Genomic DNA, 15,241 nt, shown 5'->3' on the forward strand with positions numbered 1-15,241 from the left:
GACTGATCACCGGTCACTGCATACTTACAAATTAGGCGGCCTAGCGCAGGGGTCCCACCTCTTCCCATCCCGAACAGAGAAGTTAAGCCCTGCAGCGCCGATGGTACTGGGGTTACTCCCGGGAGAGTAGGTCGCCGCCACATTATTCAAAGCCTTCAGATCATACCTGAAGGCTTTTTTGTTTTTGGGTTGTTTACCAATGCATCATCTAACTTTTTGAAGTAATAAATAAAAAAGGAGAACCTTTTTTTAGTCCAATGCTAATTCCTATAAAGGAGCAAAACATGGCTCGTACTAGATCAATTTTATCTTCTGGTTAGGGTTTCTAACCGATAATAAATCTGATTTTTATCATATTCCTTACCATCATAGGTCAGGCCTAAACTGACTTTCTTGGGATAGTTTTGAATCATACAATTTTGTCATGGATCTCAAATCGCCCCACGCACTACGATACGAACTACCAGAGGATGTCCTGAGGGAGTTTTATTCAAAGGAATTGACAGAATCGTTCAATCCTTCCTTACCTACACCCTCCTATTTTCATGATGAGGAAAATCCTTCCTTATTTACCATAGATTTGTATAAAACCCTTGATTGGCTACATCAACATGATTATCCAAAGCCACTGGAAAAAGAAGTGTGTGGTGTACCCGTCCTTTTATATGTTCCAGATTTTTCTGCCAGGCACCTGTTGTTTCACTACGATGGCACTCCCAACTCAGCTGATTTAATACGGAGATTTATTCTTCTTTTTGGGGATTTGATAAAGAGAAGTAAGGCGACCATCATTTCACCCTGCTTTATACCTAAATCCAAGATCCGTGAGGAACAGGAAATCATTCAATTGGTCTCCAATTCCACGCAAGAAACTAGCTTTATTAAGTTTAATTTTACCCGGATAGGTGACTTTTGGTCGTATGCCGTCAAGCATGATTGTACGCTCTTGGTGACCACTAAAAATTACCAAGCAGACCTAGCCAAGGTACTTTTTCATTTCTACAAAGGAAAAATTTGGAGTGAGAAGCTTTCTTTTTATCTCTCGGTGTAAGTCATAGATATTCCTGATTTTCATCATGTTTTTCGGAAGAGTGCAGCCGTAATTTTAAAAAAATATTTGGGAATGAGAGCAAATTTACCTGTCAAAGCACAAGAGAAATGTTACCATTGCGGTGAGGATTGTACCACTGATTCCTTGGTTTTTGACGAGAAATTTTTTTGTTGCCAAGGTTGTAAACTGGTCTATGAGGTACTTTCTCAAAATGATCTTTGCAATTATTATGCAATCGAATCAGCTCCCGGGAAATCCCAAAAACAGGCCTCTGGCCTGAAAAACCGCTTTGACTATCTGGATGATGTCGATGTAGCGAATAAACTCCTCGATTTCAAAAATGAAACTGAGAGCCACGTTACTTTTTATATTCCCTTAATTCACTGTGCCTCGTGTATTTGGCTTTTGGAGAATCTTTTCCAAATCAATTCTTCCATCAATGGCAGTCGTGTGGATTTTGTTAAAAAGAAAGTTCAGATCAAGTTTTTAAATAAGAAGATCTCCTTGAAGGAGGTAGTAAAGCTACTTTCTACTTTAGGCTATGAGCCCAAGATTAACCTCGCTGATCTGGATAAAAAGGATGGGCATTCCATCGATCGGAAAACCCTTACCAAACTTGGCGTAGCGGGTTTTTGCTTTGGCAACATGATGCTGTTCAGCATGCCGGAGTATTTCTCAGAAGCTAAGCTGCTGGGGGAGGGATTCAAGGGACTCTTTGATTACCTCAATGTGGTGCTTTCTCTTCCCATCGTGTTTTATGCGGCAAGCGATTACTACGTTTCAGCTTGGAATTCTATCCGCCAAAAGAAAATCAACATGGATGTGCCCATTGTCTTGGGTATCATCGCTTTTTTCCTTTACTCACTTTGGGAAATTTTCATGCAAGGAAATGCCGGTTACATGGACAGCCTGGGAGGTCTCTTGTTTTTCTTGCTTTTGGGAAAAGTCTACCAGCAAAAGACTTTTGCCACTCTTGAATTTGATCGGGATTACAAAGCCTATTTCCCGATAGCCGTTACCAAGTTGGTCAAAGAACGAGAGGAGGTAATTCCACTAATCAAATTGCAAGTTGGTGATGTGATTCTGGTGAGAGATGAAGAGTTGATTCCTGCTGATTCTCTTCTTCTCTCCGAAAGGGCACATATCGATTACAGTTTTGTAACCGGTGAAGAATTGCCTGTGCCCAAGCAAAAAGGGGAATTGATCTATGCTGGGGGGCGGCAAAAAGGCGATCCTATTTTGCTTACTGTTCAGAAGTCGCCTTCGCAAGGCTACCTGACTGACCTTTGGAACAATGATTCTTTTGAAAAGGAAAACAAGCGCTTGCTTGAGCCCTTGGCAAACCGAATCAGTGGGGTATTTACCTGGACCGTTCTGACTATTGCGGTAGCTGCCTTCGCCTATTGGATAGGAAAAGATGTGCCTTTGGCAGTAAAAGCCTTCACTACTGTTTTGATCGTGGCCTGTCCATGCGCGCTGTCCATGTCCACTCCATTCACCTTGGGCAATACCTTACGGATTTTTGGAAAAGGAAAGTTTTATCTGAAAAACGCTGCGGTGGTGGAGCGTCTCGCTTTGATCGATACCGTGGTTTTTGACAAAACTGGTACTTTGACTGATCCGGGAAAAGCCAAAATTGACTATTTCGGAGAAGATCTTTCCTCCGAAAGCAGACAGATCCTCAAAGCACTGGTAGAGCGATCTACTCATCCCTTGAGCAATAGAATCAACCTCTGGTTGGAGAATACTACTTCGATTACCTTGGAGAACCCAACTGAAATCAAAGGAAAAGGCTTGGTAGGAACCTACAAAGGTCAGGAATTCAAATTGGGTTCAGCAGACTTTGTGCAAGTGAATAATAGGGTGGATGTGCCTACGGGTAACTTGGTCTATTTCGCTGTTGAAGGTGTCGTACTTGGGTATTTTCATATTCAATCCACTTTGAGAGAAGGGGCTGCTGCTATCGTCAGCCAACTCGGTCAAAACTTGGATTTGCATGTACTTTCCGGTGACCACGGTCATGAAGAGGAATCTTTGTCCAAGGCCTTGAAAGGTGAAGTTTCCTATCATTTCAATCAGAGTCCGGTAGACAAATTGAACTATCTCAAGTCTTTGAATCAGCAGGGTAAAAATTCGCTCATGATCGGAGACGGGCTCAATGATGCGGGAGCTTTGCAAGAAAGTCAGGTAGGCGTAGCGATCACCGATCGGGTAAGTCATTTTTCTCCTGCGAGTGATGCCATTTTGGATGCGGATTCATTTGCCAAAATCCCAGCCTTTTTAGCTTTTGCAAGAGACAGCCGCAAGATCATCAAAGCCAGTTTCGGGCTGAGCTTCCTCTACAATATTGTGGGTCTTTCATTGGCTGTTCAAGGGCTTTTGAGTCCTGTCCTTTGCGCGATTCTGATGCCTGTGAGCAGTATTTCAGTGGTAATCTTTACCACATTAGTTACCAATTTTATGGGTGTCCGGAAGGGGCTCATTCACTTAAACAAAGCCTAATATGGAAGTCATCTTTGTCTTGATTGCTGTCAGTTTGGTTTTGGCCGTCACGTTCTTGGTCTTGTTTTTCAGGGCAATGAAGGATGGTCAGTTCGACGATAGCTACACCCCCTCGGTCCGCATTTTATTCGAAAACCAGCCTAAAAAAATAATTAAAGATCAACCTAAAAAATCCAAGTCCTATGAATGATGTTACTTTGGAAAGGTTCCATTACGACAATAAGATTGTCAAATATTTTGGAGCCGCTACAATTATCTGGGGCCTTGTCGGAATGTTGGTAGGTTTAATCGCCGCCATCCAACTATTCTGGCCTGAGGCAAACATGGGTAATCCCTATACCACTTTTGGTAGGATCCGCCCATTGCATACCAACGCGGTCATTTTTGCCTTCGTGGGTAATGCTATTTTCGCTGGGGTTTATTACTCTATGCCCCGATTGCTCAAAACTCCGATGTGGAATACGGCACTGAGCTGGTTCCATTTTTGGGGATGGCAATTGATTATCCTCTCGGCAGCCTTGACGTTGCCTCTAGGCATTACTACTTCCAAGGAATATGCGGAATTGGAGTGGCCTATAGACATTGCCATTGCATTGGTCTGGGTGGCTTTTGGAGCCAATATGATCGGTACTTTGATCAAGCGTCGAGAGCGACACATGTATGTGGCGATTTGGTTTTACCTCGGATCTTTTGTAACGGTAGCTATTTTGCACATATTCAACTCATTAGAGCTGCCTGTTTCATTCTTTAAGAGTTACTCTGCCTATGCAGGGGTGCAGGATGCCTTGGTACAGTGGTGGTATGGACACAATGCAGTAGCATTCTTCCTTACGACACCCTTCTTGGGCTTGATGTATTATTTTCTCCCCAAAGCTGCCAATCGTCCGGTTTATTCTTACAAGCTGTCGATTGTACACTTCTGGTCCTTGATTTTTATCTACATGTGGGCTGGTCCTCACCACTTGCTTTATACAGCTCTTCCTGAGTGGGCACAGGTATTGGGTACTATTTTCTCCGTGATGCTGATTGCTCCGTCTTGGGGAGGTATGGTCAATGGTCTTTTGACTCTGAGAGGGGCTTGGGATAAGGTCCGTCAGGAACCCGTATTGAAATTCATGGTAGTTGCTGTGACCGCTTATGGTATGGCGACTTTCGAAGGACCAATGCTTTCCCTGAAAAACGTCAATGCGATTGCACACTATACTGACTGGATCGTAGGACACGTGCACATTGGTGGTTTGGGATGGAACGGCTTCTTGACTTTCGGTATGCTATACTGGATGTGGCCTAGACTATTCAAAACCAGCATTTACTCCACCAAATTAGCCAATACACACTTCTGGCTAGGAACTTTGGGTATCATCTTCTATGCCCTTCCGCTTTATGTATCTGGTTTGACTCAGTTTCTGATGCTGAAAGAGTTCAACGAAGCAGGTCGATTGGCCTATCCTAACTTCCTGGAGACTGTCATTCAGATTGTTCCTATGTACATGTTGAGAGCAGTAGGTGGCCTGCTTTATTTGACTGGTACCATCATCATGATGTACAATATGTGGATGACAGCTAAGCAGGGTAGCTTCCAAGCAACGGAAGAAGATCAAGCACCGGCATTGGCTAAATCGTATAATCCCTCTGGCGAATTCTGGCATAGAGCATGGGAAAGAAAACCTGTCTTCTTTACCATCTTGGCAACCATAGCAGTGGCAATCGGTGGTGTGGTTGAAATCATCCCAACCATATTAGTGAAGTCCAATGTGCCGACGATCAGTTCTGTCAAGCCATACACTCCCCTTGAACTGGAAGGTAGAGATCTCTACATTGCCAATGGCTGTGTGGGCTGTCACTCTCAGATGATCCGACCTTTCCGATCTGAAACGGAGCGCTATGGAGAATACTCCAAAGCTGGCGAGTTTGTCTATGATCGACCATTCCTTTGGGGTTCTAAGCGTACCGGTCCGGATTTGCATAGGATCGGAGGTAAATATCCTGATAGCTGGCATTATCACCATATGGTGGATCCTACCTCTATGTCTCCTGGTTCTTTGATGCCTTCTTATCCTTGGATGGCAACAAATGAATTGGATATTTCAGACTTGCCTGCAAAAATCAGAACGCTTCAGAAATTGGGAGTTCCCTATCCAGAGGGATTTGATGCCCAGGCAACTGCTGACTATGACTCCCAGGCAGCTAAAGTCGTAGCAAACCTGAAAGATGCTGGTGTGGAAGTAGCTCCAAATACCGAGATCGTAGCCTTGATTGCTTACTTGCAACGATTAGGAACCGATATCAAGCAGACTTCAGCTTCAACCAAATAAATTATAGAGATCATGTATAAAGAAATTCTTCGTTCGATCGAAAACATTGAAATCTATCCGATTATCTCTCTGCTGATTTTCGTGACCTTCTTTGTAGGAATGTTTATTTGGGTAGTTCGCGTACCAAAAAGCTACGTGGATCATATGGAATCTCTTCCAATGGATGAAAATGAATCAACCTCCCAACAGCTATGAAATCGAGTATGGGAATTAATCGAGGTATAGAGTTTCGATTAGTTCCCATGCAAGATTCCATGTGGCCGTAAAGAAAAATAATAAGCACATGAAAAAGTTATTTTCAATACTCACACTTATGGGCGGATTGGCCATTCCGGCTTTAGCCCAAACCGAAGAATCCAATTGGTACACAACCTTAAGTAGCATGGATTCCAGTCAATTGACTTTGCTAATCATCCTTGGGGTTGTGTTAGTAGTCATTGTTCTCTTATTAATCCTGATGGTTTACCTGATGTCCTTCATGGCTGCGGTATTCAAAAAGGAAAATCCGGCTTTGGCCAACGAACCTTCTTGGTGGGATAGCTTTAAAGAGCGATTTGTGACAGGCAAGTTGGATGCTGTAGGAGGAAAAGAAGAAAAAGCTAAAATGATGTCTGATCACTCCTATGATGGGATTACCGAGTTGGACAATTTCATGCCGCCTTGGTTGCAGTGGGTGTTTATTGGCACCATAGGTTTTGCGGTAATTTACTTCGTTGACTATACAGTTCTCGGTACCGGCCTAACAGGTGAAGAAGAGTATCAGGAAGAATTGAGACTCGAGGCGATTGCAGCAGAGGCCAGGAAAGCCAATATGCTGGCTGGAATCGATGAAACCACGGTTGTATTTGATGAGTCGGCCCCATCGTTATCCGCTGGTAAATCCATCTTCGAATCCAACTGTGCAGCTTGCCATGCAGCGGATGGTGGAGGAGGGGTGGGCCCTAACCTGGCTGATGAATACTGGATTCATGGAGGTTCTATACAGGATGTTTTTAAAATTGTCAAATACGGGGTTGTAGAAAAGGGAATGATTCCATGGCAGGATCAGTTGAGTCCTGAGCAGATTCAGCAAGTATCTTCTTTTATTCTTTCTCTAAAAGGAACAACTCCAGCTGCTCCCAAAGCACCTCAAGGTGAACTATTTTCTGCTTCTCCTGCTCCTGCTGAGGCCGCTCCGGTAACAGACAGCACAGCAGTGGTTGCGACGATCGAGTAATTTTAAAAAGCCGGGGGTTCATCTCCCGGCTTTTAACCCCAGCCTCCCCATGGCAAAGAAAAATATCAACCCCAATCTTAATCCTGAGTCTTTCCGGGATGCTTTGGCCTCTGTCCGTAAGGATGGAAAACGAAATTGGGTCTATCCCAAAAAGGTCAAAGGTTTTTTTTATAAATACCGCACTTACCTTTCTTGGTTACTGCTGGCAATTCTTTTTTTAGGGCCATTTATCAAAGTTGATGGCAGGCCTTACATGCTCTTAAATATTTTCGAACGGAAGTTTATCATTTTCGGAGCTGCCTTTTGGCCCCAGGATACCCACCTGTTGATTTTCCTCTTGCTCATTTTCTTTGTCTTCATAATCCTCTTCACTGTGGTTTTTGGGAGGGTTTGGTGTGGTTGGGCTTGTCCACAAACGCTCTTTATGGAAATGGTATTTCGTAAAATCGAATACCTGATCGAGGGTGATGCGAATCAGCAGCGAACACTCAACGAAGGCCCTTGGACAGGTGAGAAAATCTGGAAAAAAGGGCTTAAAATTTCTGTTTTTGGATTGATCTCTCTGTTGATAGGCCACCTTGTGATGGCGTATTTGATTGGGATCGACCAAGTGATTCAAATCGTTACCCAGCCACCTACAGCCCATTTGGCCGGATTTATTGGTCTATTGGTGTTTTCGGGCATTTTCATGTTTGTGTTCTCGTGGTTTAGAGAGCAGGCTTGTATTGTGGTTTGTCCTTATGGTCGACTTCAAGGTGTATTGCTCGATGACAACAGTATCAATGTGATGTATAACTATGTAAGAGGAGAACCGAGAAGTCCTATCCGCAAGCAAGCTGCTGAAATTGCTCCCAAAGGAGATTGTATAGATTGTGGACTTTGTGTACAGGTTTGTCCTACCGGAATAGATATCCGAAATGGAACCCAAATGGAGTGTGTCAACTGTACCGCCTGCATCGACGCCTGTGATGAAGTGATGATCAAGGTTGACCGTCCTGTAGGCTTGATCCGCTATGCTTCCGAAAACAGCATCAAGCAAGGCTTTCAGAAGTTGTTCACCGGAAGAGTAAAGGGCTACACCTTTCTATTGATGCTTCTGGTAGCGGCATTTATCAGTCTGATTGCCACTCGAGAGGATTTGGAGGGTACGATCACCCGATTCCCGGGAATGACCTATCAGGCTAGACCTGACGGAAAAGTTTCTAACTTGTACAATATCACCTTGATCAATAAGACTTTTGAACCGCAAAGTGTGACAATCGTTTCGATGGCCGATGGGATGGAAGTGGAAATCGTAGGCGATACAAATTGGGTGTTGGAGCCACAGACAAAGTTTGAAGGCCGATTCTTTTTGGTGAAAGAGCAATCGGATGTGAAAGTGCCTCAGGAGAAAGTCCATTTGGTGCTTTCTGCCGAAGGAGTAGAATTTGATGATATTGAAACCAACTTTATGGCACCTGTGGGTGGCAAATAAACCGAGAAAACTATGGATTGGGGAAAAGGAATTTTATTGACCATTATCGCCTTTGTGGGCTTTATCATGACTTTGGTAGTCATTTCCGTAAGGCAGGATGATATTCATCTGGTTGCCGAAAATTACTATGAAAAGGAAATCAAGTACCAAGAGCAAATTGACAGGGAAGTGTCAGCAGCCAAGCTCGACCGAGAGGTTTTGGTGTTTGATGTTCAGGAAAAAGCGATGATCCTAGACTTACCCGTTGGGGCAAAAGGCAGCCTTCAGCTGTTTCGTCCCTCTGATGCTAGATTGGATAAGAATCTTCCGCTCGAGATCACTTCTGAAGGAAAAACCAAGGTTCCTCTGCAAGATTTGAAATCTGGGTATTGGAGAGTCCAATTGACTTGGACTGAAAACGGAGTAGACTTTTACGAAGAAAAGAAAATAACGCTGTAAATGCTCTGGACTGCTTTTCTGTTGGGGTTTTTGAGCTCATTCCACTGCGTGGGAATGTGCGGCCCCATTGCTTTGGCAGTTGGCGGAAAAGGAAGCAATAAGTTTTTATTCAACAAAATCATTTATAACCTGGGGCGAAGTTTGACCTATGCCATGCTTGGGCTAGTGATCGGGAGCTTGGGTTTTTCACTTTCACTGGCAGGCATTCAGCAAGGTATATCGATTGGGATGGGTGTTCTTGTAGTTTTGCTTTCTCTGAGTTATAAAAAAGCCGATCAATTTTTGAGCATTCCGGCACTTTCAGGAATAGTCTCCTGGATTAAATCCAAGTTGGGACAGTATCTAAAATCAGGAAGCAAAGTGGCTTTTTTCTCCACCGGTTTAGTCAATGGCCTTTTACCCTGTGGTATGGTCTACATGGCTTTGGTGGTTGCGATGGGAATGCAAAGTCCCTGGTTGGGTTCTGCCTATATGTTTTTCTTTGGCTTGGGTACGATCCCGATGCTACTAGGATTGATGATCTCGGGAGATCTTTTGCCTATAGTTCGGCGTCAGCAATTCCAAAAAGCAATTCCTTATTTGGGAATGCTGATAGGGATTTTGATGGTTTTTAGAGGTTTAGGATTGGGTATTCCCGGATTAAGCCCAGAGTTGGCAGTATTCGACTATGGCACTCAGCAGGTGGAAATCACCATGTGTCACTGATCAGATTGCCTTACTGAAGACAGCTTTTTTCTCCTGAGTTTGAATCATCCGCAAGTCAAAATTGGAGCAGATATTCCTTACTACAGCCATTCCATCAGGGTGTATGGTGAGTTCCAAATCTACTAAAGTAAGGAGGCCTTCCTCTTCAAATTCCTTCAAAGCCTGTTTATTTTTTGCGGGAATATTTTCCCAAATACTAAAAGGAATGGTTGCTTTTCCCTTGCAAATCAAATCCAAGATCAATTCTCTTACCAGCAAGTCTTCGTCTGTCAAAAGATGACCTTTGACCAAGGCCATGTGGTGTTCCTTGAGGATATCTTCGTATGCTTCGATCCGCTTTTCATTTTGAGCAAAGCCAATCCAAACGTCGCTGATGCTACTGGCACCCAATCCCAGAAGCATTCGGGATGGGAGCGTAGTGTAGCCCATAAAGTTTCGGTGAAGAGTTCCGGTTTTTTTTGCTTCGCAAAGCGGATCATTGGGCAATGCAAAATGATCCATTCCGATTTCTTCATAGCCCATTTCGATCAGTTTGGCTTTTCCAAACTCATACAACGCACGCTTTTCTTCCTCTTTGGGCAGAAATTCTTCAAAGCTTTTTTGAGCAGGAAAGGCTGAAGGCAAATGCGCATAGCTGTAAAATGCGATTCGCTCAGGCCTCAACTCTGCTACCTTTTGAAAGGTGTTTTCAAGAGTCAGCAGGGTTTGATGGGGAAGACCATAAATCAAGTCAAAATTTACTGAAGTGTAACCCAACTTTCTGGCATTATCAGTGGCCAATTTAACTTTTTCAAATGGTTGAATTCGATGAATGGCTTGTTGGACCTTTTCATCAAAATCCTGAATACCGTAGCTGAGCCGGTCAAATCCCAAGATGGCCAATTCCTGAAGGTGCTCAAACGTGGTATTGTTGGGATGTCCTTCAAAGCTGAATTCAAAGTTTTTAGTCCTTTCTGCCGATTTGAGGATTTTGGAGATCATGAACTCAAGACTTTCCGGAGCAAAAAAAGTGGGGGTACCCCCTCCAAGGTGAATTCCCGAAATTTTTGGAACATAGTCCAGAATTCCCAAGTAATGTTCCCATTCTCTCAAAACTGCTTCGATGTAGGGATCCTCTACCTTGTGATTTTTTGTGATTCGCTTAGTGCAGCCGCAATAGGTACAAAGGTTCTCGCAAAATGGAAGATGGATGTAAAGGCTGATTCCTTCTTTTTTTCCAAATCGGTCAAAGGCTATTTTGACGGTTTTCTCCCAACTTGACTGGTCAATTTTATTATCCCAAAGAGGGACGGTGGGGTAAGAGGTATATCTGGGAACGGGTTGATTGTACTTTCGGATCAATTCGAGTGATAGTGCCATGATTTCCAAATTTCCGGCAAATTCGCCCGTGTAATTGAATATTATAGTGATAACAAATACACGGTAACCTGATTTTTATCAGGAATTAAGGCCATGCTAGCCTTTCTTTGCTAATTCATTTTCCAATGGCTAACTTTTAGTTGTTGATCTACAAACCCTCATGAAAAAGATAGGATTCTTCAGCGCCTTGATTTTACCTGTACTGCTTGTGTTTGGGTTTTATTTGGGAGGTCCCTTTCTGTGGATGATCCACCTATTCGTTTTTTTAATTGTTCCTCTGATGGATTTTTTGGTTCAAAAAGATACAGTAAACATTCCGGCAAAAGAGGTCAGCAAGGTGACTAAGGAGAGATTTTATCGATTGATTACTTTTTTTTGGGTGTATATTCAGCTAGGTGTATTGAGCTGGGGATTTTATATGGTGAGTGTTTTTGAGCTCAGTTTGGTTCAATGGATAGCATTTACTTCAGGGATGGCTTTAGTCACAGGTGGAATCGGAATCACTGTCGCCCACGAATTGGGGCATAGAGCCGAAAAAATCGAACAATTTTATTCGAAAGTACTGCTGATGACGGTGTGTTATATGCATTTTTTTATTGAGCATAATCGCGGTCATCATGTACGCGTGGCCACACCGGAAGATCCGGCCACGAGCCGAAAGGGAGAAAATTTTTATGCTTTTTGGTTGCGATCAGTAAGAGATGGGTTTAGAAGTGCCTGGGAATTGGAATGCGAACGACTTAAGAAGAAAGGATTGTCTCCTTGGTCAGTCCAAAACCAAATGATTTGGTTTCAGATTTTACCCTTGGGCTTTGTAGGAATCTTTTTTGGATTGTTTTCTTTATTTCAACAGCGTCTGGTCTGGGAGGTTCCGGTCTTCTTTTTTTTACAGAGCCTTTTAGCATTTACCCTTCTTGAATTGGTAAATTACCTGGAGCATTATGGCATGGAAAGAAAAAAACTACCGAATGGCTCTTACGAAAAAGTGACTCCTATTCACTCCTGGAACGCTTCTCAATTGGTCAGTAATTTTCTCTTATTTCAGCTTCAGCGACACTCTGACCACCATGCTTATGCCTATAAGCGATACCAAGTATTAGATCACCATGATCAAAGCCCCCAATTACCGGCAGGATATTCTGCAATGATAATTCTGGCTTGTATTCCCCCACTTTGGTTTGCAGTGATGGATCCAAGGTTGGAAAAGTGGAAGGAGGTCCAAAGGCTTGAATCAGTCCAATAGGAAATTGTTGAGGAAAGTGCTTTTAAGAGCAAGCCAGACCAAGAAAAACAGCATTGCCCAGAAAAGATAGATACGGTAATAATCTGCTGTTTCTTTGTATCGGTTTTCCAGGATTTCAGCTTTTTCCAAGGTGTCGATTTGATCGAAGATCTGTTGCAAGGCATTGCCGTCTGAAGCTCTAAAAAACTGTCCATTTCCGATTCTTGCGATCTCTCTGAGGGTGGTTTCATCCAAGTAGCTTTCTACCATTTGAGGTCTCCCAAAGAAATCTGTTCCGTAAGGAACCATTCCGTCTTTTCCTACAGCAATGGTGTAAATCTTGATGTCGAAAGCTGCAGCTAGTTGAGCAGCAAATAGAGGGTCAACGTTTCCAGCATTACTTTCCCCATCCGAAAGCAAGATCATGACTTTCGATGGGGTTTCGCTGTCTTTCATTCGGTTGGTACCAGCGGCAATTGCCGAGCCGATCGCTGTTCCTTTGGCTTCGATCATCGAAAAATTGATCTCACCAATCAGGCTCGTAAGTAGTTTGTAATCGTTGGTCAGTGGAGAAAGGGAATATGCTTCCCCTGAGAAAACCACCATCCCGATTCGGTCTCCAAATCGCCCTTCTATAAAGTCAATCGCAGTCTTTTTAGCAGCTTCTAATCTATTGGGGGTAAAGTCTTGTAAATCCATGGATTCAGAAATGTCCATGACCAGCAAGATGTCTATACCTTCTGTGAATTGTTCTACACGTTCATTGCTTCGCTGGGGACGGGCCAAAGCAATGACGATTAACACCAGTGCCAAAAAGAAAAAACCTGTAGGAATTAGTCTCAGGTAAGTCCATGGGTTGCCTCGGGCTACTCTTTTGGGAAGAGAAAGCTCCAAAACCGGTCTTTTTAGGAATTTTACAAACTTCCGAAATAAGATCAGCAAGGGGATGATCCAAAGTAAGTTGAGCAGAATGGGTTGCTCCCACTCGTAGGATTTAAAGGTCTCAGGCAAAAACCAAGACCAACTAAAGAACTCAGCGAGCTGCTCTTTCATTTGTTAATAAGTTGATTTTTATTGGTCAGACCTACCTGCCGTAAAGCAGGTGGAATGCCCTGAATTATCATCCCGCAAGGTGAGAAACCTTTCTCTTTGGCATTTCATGTCCGATTCGGGTTAGTTTTTCCTGATAGGCTGACTTGGCTACTTCGAATAGATAGGCGGTGGCATCTTCCGTTTTACCTTCCTTTCCTGCATAGATGATCATGTCTATGGTTCTCAAAGCTTTGAAAACTTCCGTGTCTTCCAAAGCCTCTGCGATTTCGCTGGAGGTCCATTCTTGGTAAGGCTGACGGGTGATGCTTTCCAAATAGCCCTTCCAAAGGCCAATTACTTCGTCGGCAAGTTCTTGATTAGGATTTTGTGCAAGCAATCCTGATAGCTTTTTCCACTTGCGTTCAAACTGTATCCAGCGGATTTTTTCTCGATTTTTCCTGAATATTGCTTTGATTCGATCCTTAAACAGGATCAAAAAGACTCCCAAAATTATTACCAAAGCTCCGGCAATCAATCCAAACAGCAGCCAATTAAATGACCTTTCTAAAGGTTGATACACATTGTTTTCCTGAAAAAGTAACTGCTCCGGAATAGAATCGAGCATGAGTTTGAGTTTCAGTTCGGCTTCATTGGTAAAGTAGGTAATACTGTCGTATCGACTAAGTTCGTAGACAGGTAGAGCCAAATACACAGAAGGATCAAGTGAAAAATTTGAAAGGTAATAAACCGCACTGTCTAAGGTCGTGCCATCTTGGGTATTTGAAATGAATGTTTTCTTTTCTAAGAAAACCAAAGGAGAAAAGTCATAGGTAGAATCCGGAAATATCAATTGAGTGGATTCCGGGTATTTAGCTTTAAGTACAAATCCAACTCGTTCTCCCAAACGCGCTGAGTCTTGGGTAAAATATCCCTGCACTTCTACCTGTTGCGCTGAAGTGTGGAGGGATATGAACAGCAATGCAATGAAGATACCGATTTTACCCACGTTTCATTCTTTTGTTTCGGTACTTGAAAAGGTCAATAAGAGGGGCTACAATATCTTGTCTGGAATCTATCGCCAAGTAATTGATTTGATTCTTTTTGCAGATTTCCTTGAGGTTTTCACGCTCGGTGGTAAAGGTGTCCGATATTTTTTTGGAAAAACTCCCAAAAGCCGTATTGATCCAAGTGGTTTTACCTCTTTCCTTATCAAAAATCGGGATAATTCCCAAAGCAGGCAAGGCAGATTCCCTTGGGTCTGTCAATTGGATAGCTACCACATCATGTCGCTCAGCCAATGCCCTGAATGACCGCTCATACTCCTGATCAATAAAGTCCGAAATAATGATGAGGATACTTCTCTTCTTGATGAGGTTCAAAGCAAAGGTAAACATTCCGTTTAGGTTGGTTTTGAGGCTTTTGTTTTTGTGGTCAAAGATGCCTCTGATGATTTTTACTCCTTGCTTACTGCCTTTGGCGGGGAGAATTAGTTTTTCCTGTTGATCCGAATAAGAAATCAATCCCACTTGACTGCCTTCGTAAACAGCCGCTAAAGTAAGAACTCCTGCGATTAGCTTTCCCTGATCAATTTTCTTCTGTCCCTGCTGGCCAATATCCTGGCTGCCGGATATATCCAAAAGGAAATAGACTGATTGTTCTTTTTCTTCTTTAAATGTTTTGACAAACGTGCCGTGTCCTTTAGCGGATACTTTCCACTCGATGGTGCGGACATCATCCCCATATTGATAGGGTCTCAAATCGTCAAATTCCAGTCCAGAACCTTTGAAGAGTGATTGGTATTCCCCTTGCAGGTGGTTATTGGCCACCTTTCTGATCATGATTTCGTACTTTCTGAGTTTACCAAACAGCTGGTCCATGTGGGGAATTTGAATGGGCTAAGTTAAAGTCTTAAGCCGAAATTTAAAAT

General features: G+C 43.1%; 14 protein-coding genes and 1 rRNA gene. 11 read left to right on the forward strand and 4 right to left on the reverse strand.

Going from position 1 to position 15,241, the window contains the following annotated elements:
* Positions 1 to 31 precede the first annotated feature (31 nt).
* The 10 genes from rrf (at position 32) to DDT91_RS19030 (ending at position 9,701) form a co-directional block, all read left to right on the forward strand.
* Positions 32 to 143: ribosomal RNA gene (rrf, locus tag DDT91_RS18985) — 5S ribosomal RNA — on the forward strand.
* A 281-nt stretch (positions 144 to 424) separates the two neighbouring features.
* Positions 425 to 1,051 (forward strand): hypothetical protein, encoded by a 627-nt coding sequence (locus tag DDT91_RS18990; protein ID WP_187177778.1) that lies wholly within the window; start codon positions 425 to 427, stop codon positions 1,049 to 1,051.
* Between the two features lie 72 nt (positions 1,052 to 1,123).
* On the forward strand, positions 1,124 to 3,553 hold the full coding sequence (locus tag DDT91_RS18995; RefSeq protein WP_187177779.1) for a heavy metal translocating P-type ATPase metal-binding domain-containing protein: 2,430 nt from the start codon (positions 1,124 to 1,126) through the stop codon (positions 3,551 to 3,553).
* A gap of 1 nt (position 3,554) precedes the next feature.
* Positions 3,555 to 3,743, forward strand: a complete 189-nt coding sequence (ccoS, locus tag DDT91_RS19000; protein WP_187177780.1) for a cbb3-type cytochrome oxidase assembly protein CcoS — start codon at positions 3,555 to 3,557, stop codon at positions 3,741 to 3,743.
* Positions 3,736 to 5,868, forward strand: coding sequence for a cytochrome-c oxidase, cbb3-type subunit I (ccoN, locus tag DDT91_RS19005; protein WP_187177781.1), 2,133 nt, complete (start codon positions 3,736 to 3,738; stop codon positions 5,866 to 5,868). Before ccoS ends, ccoN begins: the two co-directional genes overlap by 8 nt.
* Before the next feature lie 12 nt (positions 5,869 to 5,880).
* On the forward strand, positions 5,881 to 6,063 hold the full coding sequence (locus DDT91_RS19010) for a cbb3-type cytochrome c oxidase subunit 3 (RefSeq protein WP_187177782.1): 183 nt from the start codon (positions 5,881 to 5,883) through the stop codon (positions 6,061 to 6,063).
* A gap of 88 nt (positions 6,064 to 6,151) precedes the next feature.
* A complete protein-coding gene (locus DDT91_RS19015; protein WP_187177783.1) occupies positions 6,152 to 7,084 on the forward strand; it encodes a cbb3-type cytochrome c oxidase N-terminal domain-containing protein in 933 nt (310 codons plus the stop codon).
* A gap of 49 nt (positions 7,085 to 7,133) precedes the next feature.
* A complete protein-coding gene (ccoG, locus tag DDT91_RS19020; protein ID WP_187177784.1) occupies positions 7,134 to 8,558 on the forward strand; it encodes a cytochrome c oxidase accessory protein CcoG in 1,425 nt (474 codons plus the stop codon).
* Between the two features lie 12 nt (positions 8,559 to 8,570).
* Positions 8,571 to 8,996: a FixH family protein gene (locus tag DDT91_RS19025; protein WP_187177785.1), complete on the forward strand. Its 426-nt coding sequence runs from the start codon at positions 8,571 to 8,573 to the stop codon at positions 8,994 to 8,996.
* Positions 8,997 to 9,701, forward strand: coding sequence for a sulfite exporter TauE/SafE family protein (locus DDT91_RS19030; protein WP_187177786.1), 705 nt, complete (start codon positions 8,997 to 8,999; stop codon positions 9,699 to 9,701).
* Here the strand turns inward: DDT91_RS19030 and hemN are convergent, their stop codons facing one another.
* Positions 9,702 to 11,060, reverse strand: a complete 1,359-nt coding sequence (gene hemN / locus DDT91_RS19035; RefSeq protein WP_187177787.1) for an oxygen-independent coproporphyrinogen III oxidase — start codon at positions 11,058 to 11,060, stop codon at positions 9,702 to 9,704.
* 160 nt (positions 11,061 to 11,220) lie between these two features.
* On the opposite strand from hemN, the gene DDT91_RS19040 reads away from it, so the two are divergent.
* Positions 11,221 to 12,303 (forward strand): alkane 1-monooxygenase, encoded by a 1,083-nt coding sequence (locus tag DDT91_RS19040; RefSeq protein WP_187177788.1) that lies wholly within the window; start codon positions 11,221 to 11,223, stop codon positions 12,301 to 12,303.
* Here DDT91_RS19040 and DDT91_RS19045 read toward each other — a convergent pair.
* From DDT91_RS19045 to DDT91_RS19055, 3 genes are all read right to left on the reverse strand, one after another.
* On the reverse strand, positions 12,292 to 13,335 hold the full coding sequence (locus tag DDT91_RS19045) for a VWA domain-containing protein (protein ID WP_187177789.1): 1,044 nt from the start codon (positions 13,333 to 13,335) through the stop codon (positions 12,292 to 12,294). The two genes, DDT91_RS19040 and DDT91_RS19045, sit on opposite strands and share 12 nt — an antisense overlap.
* 67 nt (positions 13,336 to 13,402) lie before the next feature.
* On the reverse strand, positions 13,403 to 14,320 hold the full coding sequence (locus DDT91_RS19050; protein WP_187177790.1) for a hypothetical protein: 918 nt from the start codon (positions 14,318 to 14,320) through the stop codon (positions 13,403 to 13,405).
* Entirely contained in the window at positions 14,313 to 15,191 is an 879-nt protein-coding gene (locus DDT91_RS19055; protein WP_187177791.1) for a DUF58 domain-containing protein, read from the reverse strand. Before DDT91_RS19055 ends, DDT91_RS19050 begins: the two co-directional genes overlap by 8 nt.
* Between the last annotated feature and the right edge of the window lie 50 nt (positions 15,192 to 15,241).

Source organism: Algoriphagus sp. AK58 (assembly GCF_014324365.1).
In the GTDB taxonomy this organism is placed as follows: Bacteria; Bacteroidota; Bacteroidia; order Cytophagales; family Cyclobacteriaceae; genus Algoriphagus.